Source organism: Actinosynnema sp. CA-299493 (assembly GCF_050946825.1).
Classification (GTDB): domain Bacteria; phylum Actinomycetota; class Actinomycetes; order Mycobacteriales; family Pseudonocardiaceae; genus Actinosynnema.
In genome coordinates this window covers 5,117,658-5,141,886 of record NZ_CP191993.1, presented here as the reverse complement: position 1 = coordinate 5,141,886, position 24,229 = coordinate 5,117,658, and the positions used below count along the sequence as shown (strand labels likewise).

Annotated in this window: 25 protein-coding genes; 14 read left to right on the top strand and 11 right to left on the bottom strand. The window is 73.9% G+C overall.

What is annotated here, in order from left to right; all coding sequences use genetic code 11:
• From ACQPYE_RS21355 to ACQPYE_RS21320, 8 genes are all read left to right on the top strand, one after another.
• Positions 1-1,974: a glycoside hydrolase family 127 protein gene (locus tag ACQPYE_RS21355; RefSeq protein ID WP_498713773.1), complete on the top strand. Its 1,974-nt coding sequence runs from the start codon at positions 1-3 to the stop codon at positions 1,972-1,974.
• A 127-nt stretch (positions 1,975-2,101) separates the two neighbouring features.
• Entirely contained in the window at positions 2,102-3,088 is a 987-nt protein-coding gene (locus ACQPYE_RS21350) for a LacI family DNA-binding transcriptional regulator (protein ID WP_498713771.1), read from the top strand.
• 292 nt (positions 3,089-3,380) lie between these two features.
• Entirely contained in the window at positions 3,381-4,541 is a 1,161-nt protein-coding gene (locus ACQPYE_RS21345; RefSeq protein ID WP_498722956.1) for an NAD(P)/FAD-dependent oxidoreductase, read from the top strand.
• Complete coding sequence (locus ACQPYE_RS21340; protein ID WP_498713770.1) at positions 4,541-4,798, top strand: (2Fe-2S)-binding protein; 258 nt, start codon at positions 4,541-4,543, stop codon at positions 4,796-4,798. Before ACQPYE_RS21345 ends, ACQPYE_RS21340 begins: the two co-directional genes overlap by 1 nt.
• A complete protein-coding gene (locus tag ACQPYE_RS21335; RefSeq protein ID WP_498713768.1) occupies positions 4,791-6,197 on the top strand; it encodes an FAD/NAD(P)-dependent oxidoreductase in 1,407 nt (468 codons plus the stop codon). Before ACQPYE_RS21340 ends, ACQPYE_RS21335 begins: the two co-directional genes overlap by 8 nt.
• Positions 6,194-7,126, top strand: coding sequence for a dihydrodipicolinate synthase family protein (locus tag ACQPYE_RS21330; protein ID WP_498713767.1), 933 nt, complete (start codon positions 6,194-6,196; stop codon positions 7,124-7,126). Before ACQPYE_RS21335 ends, ACQPYE_RS21330 begins: the two co-directional genes overlap by 4 nt.
• 1 nt (position 7,127) lies before the next feature.
• On the top strand, positions 7,128-8,129 hold the full coding sequence (locus ACQPYE_RS21325) for a proline racemase family protein (RefSeq protein WP_498713765.1): 1,002 nt from the start codon (positions 7,128-7,130) through the stop codon (positions 8,127-8,129).
• 94 nt (positions 8,130-8,223) lie between these two features.
• A complete protein-coding gene (locus ACQPYE_RS21320) occupies positions 8,224-8,892 on the top strand; it encodes a GntR family transcriptional regulator (protein ID WP_498713762.1) in 669 nt (222 codons plus the stop codon).
• Positions 8,893-8,921: 29 nt separating this feature from the next.
• Here the strand turns inward: ACQPYE_RS21320 and ACQPYE_RS21315 are convergent, their stop codons facing one another.
• Positions 8,922-9,827, bottom strand: coding sequence for a CPBP family intramembrane glutamic endopeptidase (locus ACQPYE_RS21315; protein ID WP_498713760.1), 906 nt, complete (start codon positions 9,825-9,827; stop codon positions 8,922-8,924).
• Between the two features lie 120 nt (positions 9,828-9,947).
• Positions 9,948-10,466: a GNAT family N-acetyltransferase gene (locus tag ACQPYE_RS21310; RefSeq protein WP_498713759.1), complete on the bottom strand. Its 519-nt coding sequence runs from the start codon at positions 10,464-10,466 to the stop codon at positions 9,948-9,950.
• A 196-nt stretch (positions 10,467-10,662) separates the two neighbouring features.
• Between ACQPYE_RS21310 and ACQPYE_RS21305 the strand changes: the two genes are divergently transcribed.
• On the top strand, positions 10,663-11,676 hold the full coding sequence (locus ACQPYE_RS21305) for a serine/threonine protein phosphatase (protein WP_498713757.1): 1,014 nt from the start codon (positions 10,663-10,665) through the stop codon (positions 11,674-11,676).
• Here ACQPYE_RS21305 and ACQPYE_RS21300 read toward each other — a convergent pair.
• The 3 genes from ACQPYE_RS21300 to ACQPYE_RS21290 all read right to left on the bottom strand — a co-directional run bounded on the left by ACQPYE_RS21300 (position 11,649) and on the right by ACQPYE_RS21290 (position 14,240).
• A complete protein-coding gene (locus ACQPYE_RS21300; protein WP_498713756.1) occupies positions 11,649-12,497 on the bottom strand; it encodes a maleylpyruvate isomerase N-terminal domain-containing protein in 849 nt (282 codons plus the stop codon). The genes ACQPYE_RS21305 and ACQPYE_RS21300 overlap by 28 nt on opposite strands.
• A 77-nt stretch (positions 12,498-12,574) precedes the next feature.
• Positions 12,575-13,456 (bottom strand): AAA family ATPase, encoded by an 882-nt coding sequence (locus ACQPYE_RS21295; protein ID WP_498713753.1) that lies wholly within the window; start codon positions 13,454-13,456, stop codon positions 12,575-12,577.
• Between the two features lie 85 nt (positions 13,457-13,541).
• On the bottom strand, positions 13,542-14,240 hold the full coding sequence (locus tag ACQPYE_RS21290; RefSeq protein ID WP_498713752.1) for a GAF and ANTAR domain-containing protein: 699 nt from the start codon (positions 14,238-14,240) through the stop codon (positions 13,542-13,544).
• 249 nt (positions 14,241-14,489) lie between these two features.
• Here ACQPYE_RS21290 and ACQPYE_RS21285 point away from each other — a divergent pair, with 249 nt between their 5' ends.
• Both ACQPYE_RS21285 and ACQPYE_RS21280 read left to right on the top strand, forming a co-directional pair.
• Positions 14,490-15,503: a sigma-70 family RNA polymerase sigma factor gene (locus ACQPYE_RS21285; RefSeq protein WP_498713751.1), complete on the top strand. Its 1,014-nt coding sequence runs from the start codon at positions 14,490-14,492 to the stop codon at positions 15,501-15,503.
• Positions 15,504-15,581: 78 nt separating this feature from the next.
• Positions 15,582-15,947 (top strand): STAS domain-containing protein, encoded by a 366-nt coding sequence (locus ACQPYE_RS21280; protein ID WP_498713749.1) that lies wholly within the window; start codon positions 15,582-15,584, stop codon positions 15,945-15,947.
• A gap of 100 nt (positions 15,948-16,047) precedes the next feature.
• Here ACQPYE_RS21280 and ACQPYE_RS21275 read toward each other — a convergent pair whose 3' ends face one another.
• The 3 genes from ACQPYE_RS21275 to ACQPYE_RS21265 form a co-directional block, all read right to left on the bottom strand.
• Complete coding sequence (locus tag ACQPYE_RS21275; protein ID WP_498713747.1) at positions 16,048-16,464, bottom strand: hypothetical protein; 417 nt, start codon at positions 16,462-16,464, stop codon at positions 16,048-16,050.
• Between the two features lie 99 nt (positions 16,465-16,563).
• On the bottom strand, positions 16,564-17,223 hold the full coding sequence (locus ACQPYE_RS21270; protein WP_498713746.1) for a response regulator: 660 nt from the start codon (positions 17,221-17,223) through the stop codon (positions 16,564-16,566).
• Entirely contained in the window at positions 17,220-18,317 is a 1,098-nt protein-coding gene (locus ACQPYE_RS21265; RefSeq protein ID WP_498713744.1) for a sensor histidine kinase, read from the bottom strand. The genes ACQPYE_RS21270 and ACQPYE_RS21265 overlap by 4 nt, the downstream gene beginning before the upstream one ends.
• Before the next feature lie 151 nt (positions 18,318-18,468).
• Between ACQPYE_RS21265 and ACQPYE_RS21260 the strand changes: the two genes are divergently transcribed.
• The 3 genes from ACQPYE_RS21260 (at position 18,469) to ACQPYE_RS21250 (ending at position 21,988) form a co-directional block, all read left to right on the top strand.
• On the top strand, positions 18,469-18,906 hold the full coding sequence (locus ACQPYE_RS21260; RefSeq protein WP_498713742.1) for a DUF6292 family protein: 438 nt from the start codon (positions 18,469-18,471) through the stop codon (positions 18,904-18,906).
• A 99-nt stretch (positions 18,907-19,005) separates the two neighbouring features.
• Positions 19,006-19,548, top strand: a complete 543-nt coding sequence (locus tag ACQPYE_RS21255; protein WP_498713740.1) for a GNAT family N-acetyltransferase — start codon at positions 19,006-19,008, stop codon at positions 19,546-19,548.
• Positions 19,549-19,666: 118 nt separating this feature from the next.
• Entirely contained in the window at positions 19,667-21,988 is a 2,322-nt protein-coding gene (locus tag ACQPYE_RS21250; protein ID WP_498713738.1) for an Orn/Lys/Arg family decarboxylase, read from the top strand.
• Between the two features lie 64 nt (positions 21,989-22,052).
• Here ACQPYE_RS21250 and ACQPYE_RS21245 read toward each other — a convergent pair whose 3' ends face one another.
• The 3 genes from ACQPYE_RS21245 to ACQPYE_RS21235 all read right to left on the bottom strand — a co-directional run bounded on the left by ACQPYE_RS21245 (position 22,053) and on the right by ACQPYE_RS21235 (position 24,118).
• On the bottom strand, positions 22,053-22,553 hold the full coding sequence (locus tag ACQPYE_RS21245) for a GreA/GreB family elongation factor (RefSeq protein WP_498713737.1): 501 nt from the start codon (positions 22,551-22,553) through the stop codon (positions 22,053-22,055).
• 132 nt (positions 22,554-22,685) lie between these two features.
• Positions 22,686-22,850: a hypothetical protein gene (locus ACQPYE_RS21240; RefSeq protein WP_498713735.1), complete on the bottom strand. Its 165-nt coding sequence runs from the start codon at positions 22,848-22,850 to the stop codon at positions 22,686-22,688.
• Between the two features lie 8 nt (positions 22,851-22,858).
• Positions 22,859-24,118, bottom strand: a complete 1,260-nt coding sequence (locus tag ACQPYE_RS21235; protein WP_498713733.1) for an NAD(P)/FAD-dependent oxidoreductase — start codon at positions 24,116-24,118, stop codon at positions 22,859-22,861.
• Positions 24,119-24,229: the final 111 nt, after the last annotated feature.

The following is a 24,229-nucleotide window of genomic DNA, read 5'->3' as shown; positions in this document are numbered from 1 at the left end:
ATGACTTCTGAGACCGTTGGCCTCGACGAGGCGCACAGGCACGACGCCGGGGCGCACGCCGCCCCGGTGCACGCCGCCCCGACCGCGGGACGCCCGGTGGTCCCGAGCCGCGCGCGGCTGAGGCCGCTCGGCACCCGGGACGTCCGGCTCACCGGCGGGCACTGGGGCGAGTTCCAGGAGCGCAACCGGCGGGCGGTCCTGCCGCACGTCGAGCACTGGGTCGAGTGGACCGGGTGGCTGGGCAACTTCGACGCCGCCCGCGCGGGCCGGCTGCCCGCGGACCGGCGCGGCCGCGAGTTCTCCGACAGCGAGGTCTACAAGCTCCTGGAGGCGATGGCCTGGGAGCTGGGTCGGGAGCACGACCCGGCGCTGGAGGACCGGTTTCACGGGATCGTGGCCCGGGTCGCCGCCGCCCAGGAACCCGACGGCTACCTCAACACGGAGTTCGGCCGACCCGGTCAAGGTCCGCGCTGGTCGGACCTGGAGATGGGCCACGAGCTGTACTGCGTCGGGCACCTGGTCCAGGCCGCGGTCGCGCGGGCCCGCACCGGCCACCCGGACGACCTGCTGGTGCGGGTCGCGCGCCGGGCCGCCGACCTCGTGTGCGCGGTGTTCGGGCCGGCGGGGCGGGCCGCCGTCGACGGGCACCCGGAGATCGAGCCCGCGCTGGTGGAGCTGTACCGGGTCACCGGCGAGCGGCGGTACCTGGAGCAGGCCCGGCTCTTCGTCGAGCGCCGCGGCCACCACGTGCTCGACGAGATCGAGTTCGGCCGCGAGTACTTCCAGGACGACGTCCCGGCCCGCGACGCGCACGTGTTCCGCGGGCACGCCGTGCGGGCGGTCTACCTGGCCGCCGGCCAGGTGGACGTGGCCGACGAGACCGGCGACGACACGCTGCTCGCCGCCGTGGCCCGGCAGTGGCGGCACACGGTCGGCGCGCGCACGTACCTCACCGGCGGCATGGGGGCGCGGCACCAGGACGAGGCGTTCGCCGAGGACTTCGCGCTGCCACCGGACCGCGCCTACTCCGAGACGTGCGCGGGCATCGGCTCGGTGATGCTCGCCTGGCGGCTGCTGCTGGCCGAGGGCGACCCGGCGTACGCCGACCTCATCGAGCGGACGCTGTTCAACGTGGTCTCGACCTCGCCGTCCGCCGACGGGCGCGCGTTCTTCTACACCAACACCCTGCACCGCCGCGAGCTCGGCGAGGTCCCCGCCGCGGACGAGCCCAGCCCGCGTGCCTCGTCGTCGCTGCGGGCGCCGTGGTTCGAGGTGTCCTGCTGCCCGACCAACCTCGCCCGCACCCTCGCCTCGCTGGCCGCCTACGTGGCCACGTCGGACGACGAGGGCGTCCAGCTGCACCAGTACGCCGAGGGCGCCGTCGAGGCGCGGCTCCCCGGCGGTCGGGGCGTCCGCCTGGTCGTGACCACGCGGTACCCGGCGGACGGCGAGGTCCGGGTGCGCGTGGACAGCGATGACGAGCGCCCCTGGACCCTGTCCCTGCGGGTGCCCGGCTGGGCGCACGACGGCGCGACGCTGACCGCGGGCGGGACGACCAGGGCGGTCGGTCCCGGCACGGTCGCCGAGCGGCGGACGTGGCGGCGCGGTGACGAGGTGGTGCTGAGCCTGCCGATGGCGCCGCGGTTCACCCACCCGGACCCGAGGATCGACGCGGTGCGCGGGTGCGTGGCGGTGGAACGAGGTCCGCTGGTGCTCGCGGTGGAGTCGGTGGACGTGCCCGGCCTCGACGTCGTCGACCGCCTGCGCGTCGACCCGGCCGCGCCGCCGAGGGTGGTCGACGGGAGGGTCGTCGTCCGCTGCGCCCGGGTGGACCTCCCGGAACCCGGGTGGCCGTACCGGCACGACCCGACGCCGGTCGGGGCGCGGGAGTTCGAGGACGTGCCGCTGGTGCCCTACCACGAGTGGGCGAACCGGGGGCCGTCGACGATGCGCGTCTGGTTGCCCGTGATCTGACCGACCGCACCGCGTCCGCGTCCGCGTTCGACGGGAGGGTGCGCCAGCTTGTGCGTATCCTCCCGAAAGGGATTTCAGGAAGGGGAGAGCGGTGGCTCGACAGCATGCTGGTGTCACACTCGCGGACGTGGCGCAGCTGGCGGGGGTGTCGCTCGCGACGGCCTCCAAGGCGCTCAACGCCCGCGCCGAGGTGGCCGCGTCGACCCGCGAGCGGGTGCTGAAGGCGGCCGAGGAGCTGTCGTTCCAGCCCAACGTCCTGGCGCAGGGGTTGATCTCGGGGCAGACCCGCACGGTCGGCCTGCTGACCGACGAGCTGATGGTCGCCCGGTTCGCCATCCCGGTCCTGCTGGGCGCGGAGAACGCCCTGGGCAGCGAGCAGATGAGCGTGCTGCTCTGCGACGCGCGCGGCGACGCGATCCGGCGCAGGCACTACATCCGGACGCTCATCGCCCGGCGGGTCGACGGCTTCATCGTGCTGGGCGACGGCAACGAGGTCCGGCCCTCGCTGTCCAAGGAGATCCCGGTGCCGGTGGTCTACGTGTACTGCGAGTCCGACGACCCGGACGACGTGTCGATCCTCGCCGACGACGCGGGCGGCGCCCGCCTGGCCGCCGAGCACCTGATCTCGCTGGGCAGGCGCCGGATCGCGCACATCAGCGGCGACCCGGCCTACCGGGCGGCCCAGGACCGGGCGACCGCGTTCGGGCAGGTCCTGGACGAGGCGGGGCTGCCGCTGGTGGGCGGCCCGAGGTTCGGGCAGTGGTCGCAGCGGTGGGGCAGGCAGGGCGTGGTCAGCCTGCTGGCCGCGCACCCCGACGTGGACGCCGTCTTCTGCGGCAGCGACCAGATCGCCTACGGCGTCACCGAGGCGCTGCGCGAGCTGGGCCGGGACATCCCGGACGACATCGCCGTGGTGGGCTACGACAACTGGGAGGCGTTCGCCGCCGAGAGCCGGCCGGCGCTGACCACGGTGGACGTCAACCTGGAGCGCCTCGGCGCGTCCGCCGTCCGCCACCTCTTCGCCGCGCTGGACGGCAACCCGTCGCGCGGTGTCGTGCGCCAGCCGACCCGCTTGGTCCTGCGCGAGTCCACCGGGGTCGCCCGGCCGCGCTGACCGGCCGTTTTCGACGGGCACCCCGAGCCATCGGGCTCGGGGTGTTCCGGCATGCCCGCGACCCGGCGCGCGATGGACGCGCAGCGCGCCAAAACCTCTACCCACCCGCAGTGCCCGGTGTCCGAAAACGCTTTCGGCCCCTTGAGTTGCTTGTGCCGATCACGGAACCGGGTGATGCGCGACCGGGTCGTCAGCTCACCGGCTTCGTGCTTACCGCCGCCGCCTTGGCCGCCTTCCCAAGCCAAGCGCCATGTGACATGGTACTGAGGTGTCCGCTTCTCTTCGAGTGGTCGTGGTGGGGGCGGGAATCGTCGGCTCGGCGATCGCCCGGGCACTGGCCCGCGAGGACTGCGCGGTCACCGTCGTGGACCGGGGCGCCGGGGCGGGCGGCGCCTCCGCCAGTGGCGAGGGGAACCTGCTCGTCTCCGACAAGGCGCCCGGCGCCGAACTCCGACTCGCACAGCGCTCACTCGCCTCCTGGCTGCGCATCGAGGACGAGTTGCGCGACGAGCTGCCCCCGGGCTTCCCCGACCTGGAACTGGAGCGCAAGGGCGGCCTCGTCGTCGCCACCACCGAAGCGGGTGCCGTGGCGCTCCGGGAGTTCGCCGACGCCCAGCGCGCCGCCGGGGTCCAGGCGGAGCCGGTCGGCGACGACCGCGCCCGCGAGCTCGAACCCGACCTCACCCCGCACCGCACCGCCGCCGTGCTCTACCCCGAGGACATGCAGGTGCAGCCCGTCATCGCCACCGAGGCGCTGCTCGCCGCCGCCCGCCGCCACGGTGCCCGGGTGCGCCAGGGCGTCGAGGTCACCGGGCCGGTGGTCGACCGGGGCAGGCTCGTCGGGGTCGAGACCACCAGCGGCGTGCTGCTCGCCGACGCGGTCGTGCTCGCCGCCGGCCCCTGGTCCGGCGCGGTCGCCGAGCGCCTCGGGGTCGTGCTGCCGGTCGCGCCCCGGCGTGGCACCGTGCTGGTGACCTCCCGGATGCCCCGGCGGGTGAGGCACAAGGTCTACGACGCCGACTACGTGGGCGCGGTCGGCTCCGGCACGGCGGACCTGCGGGTCTCCGGCGTGGTCGAGTCGACGGCCGCGGGCACCGTGCTCATCGGCTCCTCCCGCGAGCGGCGCGGGTTCGACGAGCGGATCGAAGCCGGGGTGCTCGCCGAGCTGGCCGCCAAGGCGTTGCTGCTGTTCCCCTTCCTCGCCGACGCCCAGGTCATCCGCGCCTACGGCGGCTTCCGCCCGTTCGTCCCCGACCACCTGCCCGTGATCGGCCCCGACCACCGGCTGCCCGGTCTGTGGCACGCCACCGGTCACGAGGGCGCGGGCATCGGCCTGAGCCTGGCCACCGCCGAGGTCCTGCGCGACCAGGTCCTGCACGGCGAGGACCCGTCGGCCGCCGAGTTCCGCCTGGACCGCCCGACCCTGCTCCCGCACCTCGGCAGGGCTGCCTGATGACGCGGGTCCACATCGAGGTCGACGGGATCGCGGTCGAGGGCTCGGCGGGTCAGAGCATCGCCGCGCTCCTGCTCGCCACCGGCCGCACCTCTTGGCGCCGCACCCGCGCGGGCCGCCCGCGCGGCGTGTTCTGCGGCATCGGCACCTGCTTCGACTGCGTCGTCACCGTCAACGGCCTGCGCGACGTGCGGGCCTGCCAACGCCGTGCCGCCGACGGAGACGTCGTCGAGCTGCAGGAGGACGACCGTGCCTGACGTGCTCGTGATCGGCGGCGGACCCGCCGGGATGGCCGCCGCGCTCGCCGCCCGCCGACACGGTGCGAAGCACGTCGTCCTCCTCGAAGCCGGCGACGACGTCGGCGGCCAGTACTGGCGCCACCCGCCCGCCCACCGCGCCGACCCCGACGAGGCGGAGTGGCACCACGGCTGGCAGCGCTTCCTCGACCTGCGCGCCGCCCTGCTGCGCGATCCCCGCTGCGAGGTCGTCACGAACGCCCACGTGTGGTCCGTCGACTGCCGCGACGGCATGCCCCCGCTCGTGCACGTCCTCGTCGGCGAGGTCGACGGGCGGGCCCGCGTCCCGCGCACCTTCGACCCCGTGGTCCTGGTCCTCGCCACCGGCGCGCAGGAGCGCACCCTGCCGTTCCCCGGCTGGGACCTGCCCGGCGTCGTCACGGCGGGCGCCGCGCAGGCGCTGGCCAAGGGCGAGCGGGTGGCCGTCGGCCGTCGCGTCCTCGTCGCGGGCTCCGGCCCGTTCCTGCTGCCCGCCGTGTCGAGCCTGGTCCGCGTCGGCGCACGAGTCGTCGGCGTGGTCGAGGCAGCCGGCCCCGCGCGGCTCGCGAAGGGCTGGGGCGCCAAGCCGTGGCGACTGGCCGCCGCCCGTGGCAAGGGCGTCGAGCTGGCGGGCTACCTGCGGGTGCTCGCCGCCCACCGCATCCCCTACCGGGTGGGCGCGGCCGTCGTCGCCGCGCACGGCGCCGAGCGCGTCGAGGCCGTCACCGTCGCCCGGCTGACCGCCGACTGGTCGCCGGTCCCCGGCACGGAGCGGCGCGTCGAGGTCGACGCCGTCTGCGTGGGCCACGGCTTCGTCCCGCGCGCCGAACTCGCCATCGCGGCCGGCTGCGCGCTCGGCGAGGACGGCGCCGTCGAGGTCGACGACCACCAACGCACCTCCGTGCCCGGCGTCCTCTCCGCTGGTGAGCTGACCGGCATCGGCGGCGTCGACCTGGCGCTCGCCGAGGGCCTGGTCGCCGGCGCCGCAGCCGCCGGGGGAACACCCGCGCCCGCCGCCCTGCGCCGTCGCGCGGTCTTCCGCGAGTTCGCGACCCGGCTCGCCGCCGCCCACGCCATCGGGTCCGGCCGGCGGTCCTGGGTGGACGACGGCACCGTGGTCTGCCGCTGCGAGGACGTCACCGCCGGAGCCCTGCGCCGAGCCGCCGAGCTGACCCGTTCGAGGGGCCTGCGCTCACTCAAGCTCACCACCCGCGCGGGACTCGGCTTGTGCCAGGGCCGCACCTGCGGCCCGGCGGTCGAGGAGCTGCTCGCCGGTGTGCTCGATCCCGGCCGCACCGCCAACCGCCCCATCGCCGTGCCGCTGCGCCTGGGCGAGCTCGCCGACCACAGCCGCACCGGCAACCGAGAGGACGTCCCGTGAGTTCCGCACCGACTTCCCTGCGCGGGGTCATCGTCGCCACCGCCCTGCCGTTCAAGGAGAACCCCTCCGCGCCCGCCGGTCTGGAGGTCGACTACGACCGCTTCGCCGAGCACTGCGACTGGCTGATGGCCAACGGCTGCCACGGCGTCGGTCCCAACGGCTCGCTCGGCGAGTACTCCTCGCTGACCGACGCCGAGCGCCGCGAGGTGGTCCGGGTCGCCGTCGACGCGGTCGGCGGTCGCGGCGTCGTCGTGGCCGGCGTGCACGGCCCCGGCTGGCACCAGGCCAAGCACTGGGCGGAGCTGGCCGCCGAGGACGGCGCCGGCGGCGTGCTCGCCCTGCCGCCCACGATGTACCGGGCCGGCCGCGCGCAGGTGGTCGAGCACTACGCCAAGATCGACGAGGTCGGCCTGCCGATCATGGTTTACAACAACCCGATCGACACCAAGGTCGACCTGGTGCCCGACCTGGTCGCCGAGATCGCCCAGCTGCCCAACGTCGCCGCGATCAAGGAGTTCAGCGGTGACGTGCGCAGGCTCTTCGAGATCGCCGAGCTGTGCGACGTCGACGTGGTCGTGGGGGCCGACGACGTGCTCTTCGAGCTGATGGCCGACGGCGCCGTCGGCTGGTTCGCGGGATTCCCCAACGCCCTGCCCGCCGAGTGCGTCGCCCTCTACGAGCACCTGCGCGCGGGCCGCCTCACCGAGGCCAGGGAGTGGTACAAGCACCTCGTCGGGCTGTTCCGCTGGGACTCGCGCACCGAGTTCGTGCAAGCGGTCAAGCTCGGCATGGACGAAGTCGGCCGCTACGGCGGACCGTGCCGCCCGCCGCGCGGCCCGCTCACCGGGGAGCAGGCCGCACGGGTGCGCGCGGACGTGAGCCGGGCCGTCGCCGGGGTCGAGGCCCTGCGCGCGGCCGAGGTGGTCTGAGGTGCGCGCGTCGCGGATGTTCGCCGCGGTCGACTCGCACACCGAGGGCATGCCGACCCGGGTGGTGACCGGCGGCTTCGGGGTCATCCCCGGCGCCACCATGAACGAGCGGCGGCTGCACTTCGTGGAGCACCTCGACCACCTGAGGCGCCTGCTGGTCACCGAGCCGCGCGGCCACTCGGCGATGAGCGGCGCGATCCTGCAACCGCCCACGCGCCCCGACGCGGACTTCGGCGTGCTCTACATCGAGGTGTCCGGCTGCCTGCCCATGTGCGGGCACGGCACCATCGGTGTCGCCACGGTCCTGGTCGAGACCGGCATGGTCGAGGTGACCGAGCCGGTGACCACGATCCGGCTGGACACCCCGGCCGGGCTGGTGGTGGTCGAGGTGGCCGTCCGCGACGGGCACGCCGACAGCGTGACCCTGCGCAACGTCCCGTCGTACTGCGACCGGCTCGACGAGGTCGTGGACGTGCCGGGGCTGGGCGCGATCCGCTACAGCCTGGCGTTCGGCGGCAACTTCTACGCGATGGTCGACCTCCGGGAGGTCGGGCTGCCGTTCGACCGGGCGCGGAAGGACGAGATCCTCGCCGCCGGTCTGGCGATCATGGACGCGGTCAACGCGTCCGCACCGCCCAGCCACCCGGAGATCGAGGGCGTCGACCACTGCCACCACGTGGAGTTCATCGCGCCCGGCTCGGACGCGCGGCACTCGCGGCACGCGATGGCCATCCACCCCGGCTGGTTCGACCGCTCGCCGTGCGGGACGGGCACGTCCGCGCGGATGGCCGAGCTGCACGCGCGCGGCGAACTGCCGCTGGGACAGGACTTCGTCAACGAGTCGTTCATCGGCAGCCGGTTCACCGGCCGCCTGGTGGGGGAGACGACCGTCGGCGGGCGGCCCGCGGTGGTGCCGACCATCACCGGGCGCGCCTGGGTCACCGGGTTCGGGCAGTACCTGCTCGACCCGACCGATCCCTACCCGGCGGGTTTCGAGTTCTGATCGTGGGTCTCGCAGGCGCGCCAGTGCGATACTCGGCGTTGTGTGACATTGCAGTGCGCGGTGCGCACACCCACGACCGCGGGAGGCCGTCCAGGTGAGTCCGTCAACCATCAGCCCGGTGGCCGTGGCCGCGAGCCTGCGCGGCACGGTGGAGGACGCGGTCGCCGCGGCCATCGTCTCCGGTGAGCTGGCGCCGGGCACCCTGGTCACCGCGCCGACCCTGGCCGCCCGCTTCGGGGTGTCCGCGACCCCGGTCCGGGAGGCCATGCTCAACCTGCAGAAACGCGGGTTCGTCGAGGTCGTGCGCAACAAGGGCTTCCGCATCACCGACGTCAGCGAACAGGACCTGTGGGAGATCGTGCGGCTGCGCCAGCAGCTGGAAGGGCCGCCGATGCGCGAGATCGCCAGGACGATGCAGCCCTCGACCGTGGCCGAGCTGAGGTTCAAGGCCCAGGCCATCGTGGACGCCGCCGCGACGTCCGACCTGGCCGCCTACCTCGCCGCCGACCTGGACTTCCACCTGCGGCTGCTGGAGCTGCACGGCAATCGCAGGCTCATCGCCATCGTGAAGGACCTGCGCCAGCAGACCCGCATGGTCGGGCTGGCCGGCATGGTCGGCACGACCGAACTGGCCAGGTCCGCGGCCGAGCACCACAGCCTCGTCGACCTCTTGGAGGCCAAGGACGGGCGGGGCGCGGAAGCGCTGCTGACCGACCACATCGGCCACGTGCTCGGCTGGTGGAGCGGCAAGTCCGAGGACTGACTCACGAGGTGTGACCTGCCGCTGCTCCGTCACGGCAGGTTGCCGGTGGTGGCCAGGAGCAGGGCGATGGCCGGCAGGAGGTTGTTGATCTGGTGGGCGACCACGCTCGCGAGCAGGTTGCCGGTGAGCAGGCGGGCCAGGCCGATCGGGATCGACAGCACCAGCAGCAGCGGGGTGCGCAGCAGTTCCAGGTGCGCGATCGAGAACACGAGGCTGGTCGCCACGAACACGACCCAGCGGTTCCAGCCCAGGTGCTCGAACGCGCGCCACAGCACGCCTCGGAACAGCACCTCCTCGGCCAGCGGCGCGATCAGCCACACCGCCAGGAACACGACCACGGCCGCCGCCGGTCCCAGCTCGCGCCCGGCGAACGCGTCACCGACCGCCGAGCTCGCCTGGTCCTCACCGACCCACGCGGCCCACACGGCGGCGGCGGGCAGCGTCAGCGCCAACCCTCCCAGGCCGAGCGCCAGGCCGATGGCGATCTCCTTGGCGTTCCAGCGGACCGCCAGCTCACGCGCCGCCCGCCCGAGCCTCGGCCCACCGCCCAGCCAAGCCGTGCCGACCACCGCCACGACCGCGGCCAGGGACGTGGGCACGACCAGCAACGCCAGCAGTCGGCCGTCCTCGAGCAGCGCCACGTCCCCCGAGCCGTAGGACAGCAGCACGACCACGGACACCAGCAACATCGTCAGCTGCCCGGCGAGGAACACACCGACCAGGGACAGCCCCGCTCGCAGTTCCCGGGTGGGGGCGGGCTGGGCGGGATGGGACTCGGCCGGTGGCGGGAAGGACTGGGACGTGGCCGGCGGCGGGGCCGGTCGCGCTTCGGCTGGTGGCGCCGGGGAGGGGTGCGGCGCGGCCGGTGGTGGGGTGGAGTGCGGCCCGGCCGGTGGTGGGGAGGGATGTGAACCGGCCGGTTGGGGCGCGGTCACGTGGTCGTGGTGGGGTGCCGGCCCGGTCTGGTCATCGCTCACAACCGTGGATAACCCGTGGCGGGGGCGGGGTCAACTCGGCCACCACCGTCGTGCGGAGATCGAGACCAACGGCCGGTGTCACGTCGTGGTCCGGTTGCCTTGGGCGGGCCGCCACCGCCACCGCTGCTCGCCGTCGTCGCGGACCTCGCCGGTGGCGCGCATCCCGATGCGCCGCGCGACCGCCTCGCTGGCCGGGTGGTCGGGCGCGATGTGGGCGCACACGTCCCGCGCACCCCCGTCGACCAGCCACCCCACCACGGCCGCCGCGGCCTCGGTGGCGTAGCCGTGACCCTGGAACGGCACCCCGATCACCCACGCCACCTCGGCGGTCAGCCCGGTCACACCGGTCGCGGTCGTCGCCTGCACGGTGCCGACCGCGACGTCGTCCGCGTCCCGCAGCACGACCCAGTTCAGCCAGCCCTCGATGCCGTCGTCGGACGTGGGCCGCTCCCAGCGCAGGTACCGCGACGCGAGCTCGGCGGCACTGGGCGGCGCGCCGCCGGTGATCGCGTAGAGCGCGGGGTCGCCCAACACCTCCGCCATCTCCTCGGCGTGCGCGACCCGCACGGGCTCCACCCGCAACCGCGCCGTCCGCACCAAGGCCTCCTGCGGCCACGGGACCGGAACCACCAGCGGCTGACCCACGCCTACCACGGGCACCACCGGGAGGTCCGGCGTGCGGTGACGGATACGCCCATCTGTCGCCCCCTCGAACGTCACGTGCACAGTAACCACTCGGCGCCCGGTACTTACCGGGATTCCCGAGGGCGGTCGGTCGCGGGATGATCGGGACGTGATCACCGCCCGCCACGAGCGACTGTCGGCCCTCCTCGCCTCACGCGGCGAACGGGAGCTCTCGGCCTTGGTCGGCACGCACGAGAACGTCGGCGTGGGCGGTGGTTCCGGGGTGGTCGACGTCGACGGCACACCGGTGTTCGTCAAACGCGTCCCGCTGACCGACCGGGAGCTCGCCCGGCCGCACTCCACCGCGAACCTGTTCGACCTGCCGGTGTTCTGCCAGTACGGCACCGGCGGCCCGTCGTTCAACGCGTGGCGCGAGCTGGCCGCGAACCGGATCGTGACCGACGCGGTGTCGGCGGGGGCGACGGCGGCGTTCCCGCTGCTGCACCACTGGCGCGTGCTGCCCGGTCGCGCGCCCGTCGCCGCCGAGCACGCCGACGTGGACGGGGTCGTGGCCAGGATGGGCGGCAGCCCGGCCGTGCGCGACCGCCTGGACGCGCTGGCCGCCGCGACGCACAGCCTCGTGCTGTTCTCCGAGTACGTCCCGCACCCGGTCGAAGGTTGGCTGGCCGAGGATCCCGCGGCCAAGGCGGAGACGGTCGAGCGGCAGTTCGCGGAGACCGCGGCGTTCCTGCGCGACCGGGAACTGCTGCACATGGACGCGCATTTCGGCAACATGCGCACCGACGGCGAGCGGATCCACCTGACCGACTTCGGGCTCGTCACGTCGCCGCGGTTCGAGCTGTCGGCCGCCGAACGGGAGTTCGTCCGGCGCAACGCCGGGCACGACGCGGGTTACGCCGCCATGCGACTGGTGAACTGGCTGGTGACCGACGTGTGCGGGGTGACCGTGCCGCCGGGTGGCGTCCCCACCGCGCGCAACGCCTACGTCCGCCGGTGCGCCGCCGGCGACATCCCGGACGACGTGCCGCCCGCCGTGGCCGGTGTCCTGGCCCGGCACGCGCCCGCCGCGGCGCGGCTGAACGGCTTCTACTGGCGCTTGTTCGACGGCGACGTCCACGCCGAGTACCCCGAGGCTCACGGTGAGCGCATCCCGCGCAGGTAGCCGACGGCGGCCCAGGGCCGGCGGCCGAAGGCGAAGACCTTCCCGGTCGCGACGGCGCGCGCGAGGCGGGTGCGGCGGAAGATCGTGAGCATCATCGTGGCCGGGTCGAACGTGACCCGGGCGTCGATCTTCCGGCCGTCCGCCGGCTCGACCCGCAGCCGGCCGTCCTCGGCGGTCAGCACCACCGGGGTGGTGTGCTTCGAGCGGAACTCGAGGGTGACGCGGCCCGGGTCGCCGCCGTCCGCCAGCAGCCGGCCCGACTCGCCGCCGAGCATGGGCATGAGGAACAGGTCGAACGTGAGCGCGGCCTCGTGGGCGGAGATGGGCCAGGGCACGTCCAGCGCGCGGGCGATGTCCAGGCCGTGGATCAGGATCTCGTTGAGCTGGTGCGCCACGTGCGAGGCGGCGGGGAGCCGGGCGCTGCCGAGCCAGGGGCGCAGCTCGCGCGGGTCGACGTTCTTGGCCCTGGTCAGCAGCAGGTCGACCTCTTCGAGCAGGGTGTTCGACACCACGTCCAGGGCCCGCTCGGGGAAGTGGTCCAGGGTCAGGGCGTTGAGCCGCGCGAACCCGCCGAGCCCCGCCTCCTGCCAGCCCCGGTCCAGGTCGGGTGCGTCGAGCGGGGACAGGTCGCCGCCGATCAGGCCGGCGTTGAGCCGGGCGACGGTGGCGACGTGCGCGGCGGTCTGGGCCACCGACCAGTCGCCGATCGCGCGGCGCTCCGGCGCCCGGCAGGCCAGGAGCATCCGGCTGAACCGCTCGGCGGCGCCGTCGAGGGCGTCACGCGCGTCCTGCCAGCGCCGGTCGGTGATGTCCAGCTCCACGAGTCGCCTCCCGTGCCGTCGACGTCACTTCACCGAAAGTAGTGAGCCGGCCGGGCGGGAACTACCGCTTTCGTGCTCTACTCCGGCGACGCGCAGCGATCCAGCACCCGGCGCAAGCCCACCTCGGGCGGTTCGGTCGCGGAATCCACCACCAGGTGCGGTTCGTCCCAGCTCTCCCACAGGCCCTTCATCCGCCGCACGTGCTCCCACGACACCGTCGCCGGCCAACCGGGGATACCGCGCGCCCGGCCCTCGACCCGGCTCCGCTGCACCGCCTCGTCGGAGCACACGCACTCCACGCCGACGAACACACCGCCCAGGCGCTCGGTGACCGACCGCCACCGCCGCCGCGTCTCCCGGCGGTGCCCGGTGGCGTCCACGATCACGTCGAGCCCCAGCTGGAGCTGCCGCGCCACCGACGCGGTCAGGTTCAGCTCCGCCAGGTGCGTCGTGTTGTCCGTCCGCAGCCCGCCGAACGGCAGCAACGCGCCCAGCTGCCAGTCCATCGAGAACACCGGCGCGGTGAGCCGCCAGGCCAGGGCTTCGGCCAACGTGCTCTTGCCCGTGCCCGGCACACCCGCCAGCAGGACCGCCCGTGGCCGCCGCACGGCGTCCGGGCGGGGGATCGGCCGCAGCGCCTCGTACTCGGCGTGCGCGCGATCGGCCATCAACGCCTGCAACTGCTCGCGCACGACCTCCAACGCCGGCACACCCGCCGGCCGCGTGCCACGCTCCTCGACCGCGCGCACCCAGCCCAGCACCACGTGCTCCGGCCGCACGACCACGTCACCGAGCCGTTCGGCCTCCGACGACGCCGCGGCCAGCAGCACCCCTCGCTCCACCACGTCGAAATCGGCGAGCCCCACGCGCGCCACCAGTCCCGCCGCCGTCCCTCGCTTGGTCCTGTTCAGGTCCGCGAGCAGGTCGTCGGCCGACGGGTGCACGGGGAGGTCGGCCACGGGACTCCGATCGCCAGGGGAGTCACCATGATCGCGTGCCGGACGACACCGGCGGACGCCGGGGGAGGAGGGCCGAGCACGAGGCTCAACGGGACGGCAGTTCACCCGTCCGGGTGAGATGTTCGGCGAGCGCGCGCAACTTCACGTTGGTCTGCTGGCTGGCGCGCACGAGCACCGAGAACGCCTGGTCGGCGCTGAGCCGGTGGCGTTCCATCAGGATGCCCTTCGCCTGCCCGATCAGGTCCCGCGTCTGCACCGCGTCGGCCATGTGCTCGCGTTCCTGGGCCGTGGCCAGCGCCACGGCGGCGTGCCCGGCGAACAGCAGGCCCACGTGCTCGGACTCCTCGTCGAACGCGCGCGTGTCCGGTGAGTACAGGTTGAGCGCCCCGAGGTCGTCGCCCTCCACGTAGAGCCGGAACGACAGCATGCTGGCCACGTCCAGCGCCAGCGCCCGCTTGGCGAACAGCGGCCACCGCTCCTCCTCGGTCAGGTCGGGCGCGCTGACGATCTTCTCCTGGTAGAGCGCCGTCAGGCACGGTCCCTGGCCGGTGTCGAACTGGGCCTGGTCCACGTCGCGCGGCACGTCGTCGGTCGCCGCGACGGTCCGGATCTCGCGCTTGGCCACGATCGTCATGATCCCGGCCTGCCAGGCGCCGGGGATCGTGCCCACGGCCGCGCGCACGATCTCGTCCAGGGTCTCCTGGGCGCTGTCCTGCCGGTGCAGCGCGCGGGCGACCTGGTTCAGCCTGGCGGCCAGGTCGTCACCGGTCGTGTCTTCGGCCACCAGCCACCTCCGTTGAACGGTCGTCGAACTTGTCACGGCACTCCGGGGTGTGCCCCGTCACGCCCGTGCCCACACCGCCGATCCACCTGGAATACGAGCCGGAATCGTTCCGTTGAAGCCTGTGTCGGCCCTGCCCGAGGTGCGCGGGGCGAAGTCGTCCGAAGCCCGTCATACCGGCGGACGACCCCCGAAATCCCCAGGAAACCCCGCACGTCACCCGCGCGGGTGCGATCCGGCAAGGAGACGACCATGTCGTTGACGGTGCAGATGCCCCGCCAGACCCGTTCGACCCGTTCGACCCGGGAGCCCCGCCCGGCCACGGCCTCGCGCGAGGGCGCCCGTGACGCCGACCTGGTCGGCCGCTACCTGCGCGAGCTCACGGCCACGCCCCTGCTCACCGCCGATGAAGAGGTCGTGCTGGCCAAGCGCATCGAGGCGGGCGTGTACGCGGCCGAACTGGTGCGCGGGTCGGACGAGGGCGACGGCCCGCCGCTGGACGCGGAACGTCACCGGGCGCTGCGCACCGTGGCCGACCAGGGCAGGCGTGCCAAGGACCACATGATCCGGGCGAACCTGCGGCTGGTGGTGTCGGTGGCCAAGAAGCACTCGTTCCGCGGCCTGCCGCTGCTGGACGTGGTGCAGGAGGGCAACTTGGGCCTGATCCGCGCGGTGGAGAAGTGGGACTACGCCAAGGGCTTCAAGTTCTCCACGTACGCGGTCTGGTGGGTCCGCCAGGCCATCGAACGCGGCCTGGCCGAGCAGACCAGGACGATCCGGCTGCCCATGCACGTCCACGAGGAGGTGGGCAAGCTGCGCAAGACCGAGCAGCGGCTGCGGTCCGAGACCGACCGCGAGCCCACCCCGGACGAGATCGCGGAGGCGGCGAGGATGCCGCTGGCCAGGGTCGTCGAGCTGATGGCCGCCAGCCGCGCCGCGCTGAGCCTGGAGACCCCGATCGGTGACGACGGCGGCGCGTCCGTGGCCGACCTGATCGAGGACGTCGAGGCCGTGGACGCGCAGGAGGCGGTCGAGCAGCAGGAGCTCGCCGAGGGGCTGCGCGCCCTGGTGGCCACGCTGCCCGAGCGGCAGGCGCGAATCCTCACCGAGCGCTACGGGCTGGCCGGCGGGCGTCCCCGCACCCTCCAGGAGCTGTCCGAGGAGCTGGGCCTCACCCGGGAGCGCGTCCGGCAGCTGGAGAAGGAGTCCATCCGGCTGCTGCGCGACCCCGAGCGCAACCGGAGCCTGCTCGCCCTGGCCGGGTGAGCCCGCCCCGGCCAGCTTTTGCGGCCCGCGCCCGGTGGTAGCAGTGTCGGTGGTCCCCGACCGCGAGGAGCCGCCGCCATGACCGAGCCCGCCCACCACCTGACCACCACGGAACTGGACCGCGGCATCCTGCTGGTGAGCGTGTCCGGCGCGCTCGACGCCGCCACCCACCAGCCGGTGGTCGCCGAGCTGGACGCCGTGTTCGAGGCAGGCCCTCCCGGGGTGGTGCTCGACCTGGGCGAGGTCGAGTTCATGGGCTCGGTCGGCATCGCGATGCTGGTCAACTGCCACCACCGGGCGAACCGGCTGCGCGTCCCGTTCGCCGTCGTGGCGAACACCCGGGCCGTGCTGCGGCCGTTGCGGATCAGCCAGGTGGACGGGGCGCTGCCGCTGCACGCGTCCGTGGACGAGGCGGTCGCGGCGGTGCGGCTGGTGTCGACCTGACCGATCGGCGCGCGCGAGCCGCCCGGGTCAGGCCGAGCGCCGTCTTCCGAACGACGACGGCGGTCGGTTCCGCCGGGTCGTGCGCCACCCCGTGGGACGGTCAGCACCCGTGCTCGTGGCGGCGGCGCAGCATCACGACCAGCATCGCCGGGACCATCAGCACGTGCCCCGCCATCATCAGGGCCGACCCGGACAGGGCGTCGGCCCAGTGGAGCGGCAGCAGCACGACGTACGGCACGTACATCGCGGCGCACATCTCGGCGATGCCCGCCCAGCCGTGCCGGCGGATCCGCATCCACAGCGCCATGCCCAGCGACATGTCCGTCGCCATCACCAGCACGTGCGCGGTCACGTGGTCGGCCAGACCCGGCCAGGCGAACGACCAGACCGGCTCCAGCGCCACCATGCCGACCACCATGGCGACGGCCATCTCCAGCGCGTGCCGGGCGAAGCGCGGGACGGCGCCCGTCCGCCCTGGCTTCCTGACCTCGGTGGTGGTCGTCTCTTCCGGGCTCATGGCGGTTCCTCCGTTGCGATCGGCTGTGCGCAACGGAGATCCTGGGCCGCGAGGGGAGCGCGGTCAGGTGCCGAAGGTCATGCCCGAGGTCACATGACCTCAGCAGAGCCCGAGTTCGCGGGCCCGCAGCGCGGCCTGCGTGCGGTCGCGCACCTGGAGCTTGGACAGCACGCTGGTGACGAGGTTCTTCACCGTGCCCTCGGCCAGGAACAGGCTGCCGGCGATCTCGCGGTTGCTGCGGCCCTCGGCGAGCAGCCGGACGACGTCGAGCTCGCGCTCCGACAGCGGCACGGGTGGCCGGGGCGGTTCGCCCTCCCGCGGCAGCCGCGCCACCCTCGCCACGAGCTTCGCCGCCACGGACGGCTGGAGCACCGACTCGCCGCGCCGGGCCGCGACCAGCGCCTCGACCAGCCGGGCCGACGAGACGTCCTTGAGCAGGTAGCCCAGCGCGCCGGCGCGCAACGCCGCGAACACGTCCGCGTCGTCGTCGAACGTGGTCAGCGCCAGCACCCGCACCCCGGGCTGCTCGACCCGCAGCCGGTTCGTGGCCGCGATGCCGTCGAGCACTGGCATCCGCAGGTCCATCAGCACCACGTCCGGCCGCAGCTCCGCGCACAGCCGCACGGCCCGCTCGCCGTCACCGGCCTCGCCGACCACCTCGATCTCCGGCTGGACCTCCAGCAACGTCACCAGCGCCTCCCGGAACAGGGCCTGGTCGTCTACGACGAGGACGCGGACGGGCGGCTGCGGCGCGCTCACGCCGGCACCTCGACGGTCAGCGTCACGCCACGCCCGGCGACCGAGTCGACCGACACCCGGCCGCCGAGCCCGGCCACCCGCTCTTCGATCCCGACCAGCCCGAACCCGTCGCCGGACCCGTCGCGCACCCCATGCCCGTCGTCGCGCACCGCCAACCGGACCAGGTCGCCGCGCGCGTAGTCGAGCACGACGGTCGCGGCGGTCGCGTCGGCGTGCTTGCGGATGTTGGTCAGCCCCTCCTGCGCGGCCCGGAACAGCGACTCCTCGACCTCCGCGCGGGTGGCGCGGGCCGTGCCGCGCACCTCGAACCCGGTCGGCACACCCGCCTCGGTGACGTCGGTGGCCAACGCGCGCAACGCGTCCACCAGCGACTCGGACCGGGGTTCGCGCAGCGCGGCGACCGAGCGGCGCACCTCGGCCAGCGCCTGCTTCGACTGGTCCTGCGCCTTGGCCAGCATCGCGTCCAGCCGCTCGGGCTCGGCGGTGCCGATCACCGCACGGGCGGCTTGGAGCAGCATCTGCACCACGGTCAGGTGGTGGCCCAGCCCGTCGTGGATGTCGCGGGCGACCCGGTTGCGCTCCTGCGTGGTCGCGAGCTGCTCGGCCTGGGCGGCGTACCCGCGCAGCTGCTCGTTGGCCGTCGCGAGGTCGGCGCGGGCGCGCTGCTCGCGCACCAGCAACTCGGTGATGACGACCGTGAACGCGGTGACGGCCACCGTGCCCAGCCCTTCACGCAGCCCGTCGGGCCACGCCATCCCCACGTGGACCAGCGGGATGACCGCGGCCACCGCGGCGGCGGCCGGCAGCGGCAGCAGCACCACGCCCTGCGCGACCAGCACCACCAGCAGCAGCACCGCCCCGACCGCCGCGCCGGACAGCGAGAACAGCACGAACCCCAGCGGCAGCTGCACCAGGACGTACGCCGCGGCGAACGCCCGGCCCCGCCGTTGCGCGACCGGGAAGCCGAAGACGGCCAGCGCGCCGTAGGCCAGGCCGACGAGCAGCGTCGGCACGAGCAGCTGCTCGAAGCTCTCCGACCCGAGTGGCAGCGTCACGTACGCGACCACGGTCAAGATGCCCAGCGCCCTCTGCACGCCGTCACTGTGCGGGACCCGTGAGGCCATGGTCAACTCGCTCACGGGACCAAGTGGTTTCACCGCTCATCCGATCGGGGTACTCCGTCCGGGCGTCAAACAGTCGGCGCATCGGCAACCCGGGGGTCCGGGATGAAGGCGGCGATGCGTGATGGAACTGGATTTCGACGACACGGTGACGTGGGGCCTGCGCGGTTACGTGCGGCGGGTCACCGAGGAGCTGGGTCTCAGCGGCGAGTGCTCGTACGTGCAGGCCGAGCGGCCGGCGGGCGCGTATCTGGCCCTGGACGGACGGCTGCCCGGCGCGCCGGACCGGGACGTGGCGCTGCTGTGGGACGAGGAGCACGGGTGGTCGGCCGCGATCGAGACCCACAGCGGTGAGGACGTCCTCGTGCAGGCGCGCTTCGGCCCGGAGCTCCTACCGCCGCCGAGAGTCGTCGCCCGGTGGGTGCGCGGCCTGTTCCGCGGTGAACGCGGCACGCCGGCGCGGTTCGAGGCGACCCCCGGCGGGTCCGACGACCTGGCCGACCGCCTCGCGCCCTACGCCGTCTCCGCGCTCGTGCCGATGCCGCGCGCGGAGTCGGCCTGACCACCGCTCACCCGCGGACCGGGCGTCGCGCCGCACCCGACCCGGACCTCCGGCCGGCCGCGGGTGGGATGATCGTCCCCGACGGCGGGGAGGGAACGCGTGGGGGATTCACCTGTGCTGCGCGAAGCGGCGAGGTCGGACGTGCCGGGGATCGCCGCGTTGATGCGCCGGTCGGTGCTGGAGCTGTTCCCGCACTTCCACGACGAGCGCGAGACCGCGAGCGCGGCGCGGTACCTCACCGAACCGGACGTGGTGCTGGTCGACGACGGCACCTACTACGTCCACGAGGTCGCGGGGGAGGTCGTGGCCTGCGGCGGGTGGAGCAAGCGGGACAAGCTCTACACCGGGTCGGGTGACCGGCCCACCGACGGCCGCCTGCTCGACCCGGCTTCGGAGCCCGCCCGGGTCCGGGCGATGTTCGTCCGCGACGACTGGACCCGCCGGGGCTTGGGCCGCGCGATCCTCGACGCGTGCGCGCGGGACGCCCGTGCCGCCGGCTTCCGGGCGCTGGTGCTGATGGCCACGCTGCCGGGCGTGCCGCTGTACCGGTCGTTCGGCTTCCGGGAGGTGGGCCGCACGCGGGTTCCGCTCCCCGATGGTGTGACGTTGGCCGGCGTCGAGATGGACTACCCGCTCGACTGAGCGACGCGCTTCCTCCACCGTCGGGTGGGCCGGCTCCACGTTCCGGTGATGGAACCGCCACGCCGCCACGCCGCTCCTACGCTCGGCCCGTACCCGGCGAGTAGGAGCTGATGATCCAGTGACCCGGTCCACCATCCTCATCGTCGCGGAGCGGGCGGCCCCGGACAACACCGTGCCGGCGGCGAAGGTCGAGCAGGTCTGCGCGCACCTGCGCGAGTGCGGGCACGACGTGATGGTCGTGCACTCCGCCACCGACGCGGCGGCGGCGATCACCGCCCAGGCGGACCTCGCCGCCGCCGTCGTGAGCTGGGAGCTGGCCGGCGGGGCGCTGCGGCCACCCGACGCGGGCCCGGCCGTCGAGGGCGGCGTGCTGCGGATGCTGCTGGACCGGTTCTCCTCGCGGCTGCCCGTGTTCCTGCTGACCACCGGCGACTACAGCGACGAGACGCCGCTGTGGGTCTCCGAGGTGATCAACGGCTGGATCTGGCTGCTGGAGGACACGCCGGACTTCATCGCGGGCCGGATCGACTTCGCCGCGCGCCAGTACCTCGACCACATCCTGCCGCCGTTCTTCCGGGAGCTGTGCCGGTTCGACGACACGCACCCGTATTCGTGGCACACGCCGGCGCACGCGGGCGGCATCGCGTTCCTCAAGTCGCCGGTCGGGCGGGCGTTCTTCGACTACTTCGGCGAACGGCTGTTCCGCACCGACATCTCCGTGTCCGTCGCCGAGCTCGGCTCGCTGTTCGAGCACACCGGCCCGGTCGGCGCCGCCGAGCGCAACGCCGCCCGCATCTTCGGCGCCGACGAGACCTACTTCGTGCTGCACGGCACGTCCACGTCGAACCGGATGATCATCCACAGCGCGGTGGCCAACGACGAGATCACCCTGCTGGACCGTAACTGCCACAAGGCGATCAACCACGGCGTCACGCTCACCGGCGCGCGCCCGGTCTACCTCGTGCCCACCCGCAACGGCTACGGGATCACCGGGCCCATCCCGCCGGCCCGGCTGACCGCCGAAGCGGTGCGCGCCCAGGTCGAACGCACGCCGATCGCCCAGGGCGCGGTGAGCCAGGACCCGGCGTACGCGGTCATCACGAACTCCACCTACGACGGTCTCTGCTACGACACCGTCCGGGTGAACGAGCTGCTCGGCGCGTCGACCCGGACCCTGCACTTCGACGAGGCGTGGTTCGCCTACGGCCGGTTCAACCCGCTCTACGCGCGCCGCTACGGGATGGCCGTCGGCGACGGCGGGACACCGGCCGCCGAGAGCCCCACCGTGTTCGCCACGCACTCCTCGCACAAGCTGCTGGCCGCGCTGTCCCAGTCGGCGATGGTGCACGTGAAGTCCGGCGGCAAGGCGCCGTTCGACCGGTCCCGGTTCAACGAGACGTACATGATGCACGGCACGACGTCGCCGCTGTACCCGATGATCGCGTCCTGCGACGTCGCGGCGGGCATGATGGACGGCCCGGCCGGCAACTGGCTGACCACCGAGGCGATCACCGAGGCGATCCGGTTCCGCCAGGCCATGATCCGGCTCGGCAGGCGGCTGGCCGACGCCGGCGACCGCCCGCCGTGGTTCTTCGGCGTCTGGCAGCCGACCGAGGTCGCCGACCCGGCCACCGGCGAGCGGGTGCCGTTCCACGAGGCGCCGCTCGACCTGCTGCGCGGCGAACCCGACTGCTGGACGTTGGCGCCCGACGCGCCGTGGCACGGCTTCCGGGACCTCGAACCCGGCTTCTGCCTGCTCGACCCGGTCAAGGTGACGATCACCTGCCCCGGCGTGGACGCGCTGGGCGACGTGTCGGAGTTCGGCATCCCGGCCCGGGTCGTCACCGCGTACCTGGAGACCCGCCGGATCGTGGTGGAGAAGACCGACGTCTACACGTTCCTGGTGCTGTTCTCCATGGGCATCACGAAGGGCAAGTGGGGCACGCTGCTCGACGCGCTCACCGACTTCAAGCAGCTGCACGACGAGCACGCGCCGCTGGCCGAGGTGCTGCCGGACCTGGTGAAGGCGCACCCCGAGCGGTACGGGCGGCTGACGCTGCCGCAGCTGTGCGACGAGATGCACCACAGCCTCGCCGACAGCTCGGTCGTGCGGTTGCTGAACGAGGCGTTCACCAGCCCCACGCCGCCCACCGCTGTGATGACACCGGCCCAGGCCTACCAGCGGTTCATCCGCGGCGAGACCGAGCTGGTCGGCCTGGACGACCTGGCCGACCGCGTGGTGGCCACCCAGGTCACCACCACGCCGCCCGGCATCCCGGTGCTGGTGCCCGGCGAGCGCGTCGGGTCGCCCGACGGCCCGCTGCCCCGGTACCTGCGCGTGCTGGAGGCGTTCGACCAGCGGTTCCCGGGTTTCGCCAGCGAGACGCACGGCGTGCACCACGAAGGCGGCAAGTACTGGATCTCGTGCGTCGCGGAGTAGCGGCCCGGCCGCCGGCGCGGCGCGTCCCGGGGGAGGCCCGGCGGCGCGACCGGCGATCCACCGGTCACGGCCGGTCGCCGGTCGGTCCCGCCGCGCCGAGCCCCGCGGCGGGGTGGCGTCCGTGGGGAACGGCGTCGAGCAGGGTGACGCCGGTGGTGCTGCCGTCCGGGACGCGGTAGGTGCGCCGTTCGCCGCGTCGTGCGCCGGTGAGGGCCGTGCCGAGGGGCGAGTCGGGGGAGTAGACCTCGAGGTCGCCGTGCTCGGCGGCCCGGGCGCCCAGCAGGAACGTCTCGGTGTCGTCCGCGTCGTCGTACCGGACGGTGAGCACCATGCCGGGTTCGGCGATGCCGTCGTCGGGCGGGTCCTCGCCGACGACCGCGTTGCCGAGCAGGTGCTGGATCTCGCGGACGCGGTCCTGCCGCTGGCGGCGGATCGTGGCGAGGTCGTCCTGGTCGGTGGACTCGTCGTCGTGGCTCGCGGTGCGGCTCAGCTCGGCCAGTTCGGTCCGGAGCCGCTCGTGGGCGTGCCGCGTCAGCCAGGTGCGTCGGGGCTGGGTGTCGGTCATGGTGGCCTTCGTGAGGTGGGTGCCGTCAGGGCGGCCGGCGGGAGGGTGGGGCCGCCCTGACGGCGTGGTGTCCGCGGTGCCGGGTGGTGTGGCGCCGCCGGCTCCTCGGACGGGGTGGTTGGCTCGGGTCGGTCAGCCGTCCGCGCGCAGGCGGAGGATCGTGTCGACGTCGTGGGCGTAGCCGGTGGCGATGTCGGTGAGGAGGTCGAGCCGCACGCGCAGCAACGCGTTCTCCGCGCGCAGCCAGTGCAGCTCGGCCCGCTCGTCGCGGGTGAGCGGGTCGCGGGTGCCGTCCACGGGGGCTCTCAGCGCAAGGGGTCGAACGCGCGCAGGGCTTCCGGCTGCTTGCCGGTGGTGATCTGCTCGGCGAGCAGCCTGCCGGTGATCGGACCGTGCGCCAGCCCCCACATGCCGTGCCCGCCGGCCACGTACACCCCGCGCGCGAGCACCTCGCCGATCAGCGGACGACCGTCGGGCGTGACCGGGCGCGGGCCGACCCACACGTCACGGCGCTCCTCCCAGCGCACGCCGTCGAGCAGCGGGCGGACCGAGGCGGTGATCGCGTCCAGCCGGGCCACCACGCCGGGCGCGTCCGGGTCGCGGAACTCCATGGTGCCCGCGATCCGGAGCGCGCCCTGGTAGGGGGTGCACGCCACCCGTGCGGCGGGCAGGTAGACGGGGCCGGGCACCGGGCGGTCGACGGGCACGGTGAACGAGTAGCCGCGGCCGGCGCGCACAGGGACGCGCACACCCCACTTGGACGCGAGGCGGGACAGCCACGCGCCGGTGGCCACGACCGCGACGTCGGCGGACAGGGACTCGCCGCCACGGGTGCGCACCGCGACGCCGTTGCCGGTGGAGTGGACGTCGACGGTCTCCAGCACGCGGAACGTCGCGCCGCGCGCCTCGACCGATCGGGCCAGCGCGTGCACGAAGCCACCGGGGTCGAGGTGCCGCTGGCCGTCGATCCGCACGCCCGTGGTCAGGGCTCGCGACGCAGGCGGCACGAGCTCGCGCAGCCGGTCGCGGTCCAGCGTGGAGTGCTCGACCGGCTGGCCCGCGTCCGCCATCCGGCTCAGCTCGTGCCGCAGCGCGTCGGCCTGCCGGGCGGTCTCGAACGCGGCGGTGATCGGCGCGGCCACCGTGGGCGCCTCGACGCCGTTGGCGGTCAGCACGTCGAACGCCTCGAAGCACTCGGCGTTGAGGGGCCGGTTCGCGCGCACGGCCCGCGTCCAGGACGACCACCGGCAGTTCGCCGCGAACCGCGCCAGGAACGACCACAGCCCTGGGTCGACGGACAGCGGGATGTGCAGCGGCGCGGTCGGGTTCAGCAACGACCGCAGGCCGTAGCGCAGCACGGACGGCTCGTTGAGCGGGATCGTCAAGCCCGGCGAGAGCCACCCGGCGTTGCCCCACGACGCGCCCGCGGCCACTCCGGTGCGGTCCACCACGGTCACCTCGACGCCGCGTTCCCGGAGGAACCACGCGGTCGACAGGCCGACGATGCCCGCGCCGACCACGACCGCGGACCTCGGTCCGCCGTCACTGCGCCCGACGTCGACCATGACCACCTCCACACCCGAGCGGAACTGCTGTCGAGGTCAGCATTCCCCGGACGCCGCACCAGGCCGTTGTCCGCAACCGACAATCAGGGCATGCGATCTTGTCGGCAACCG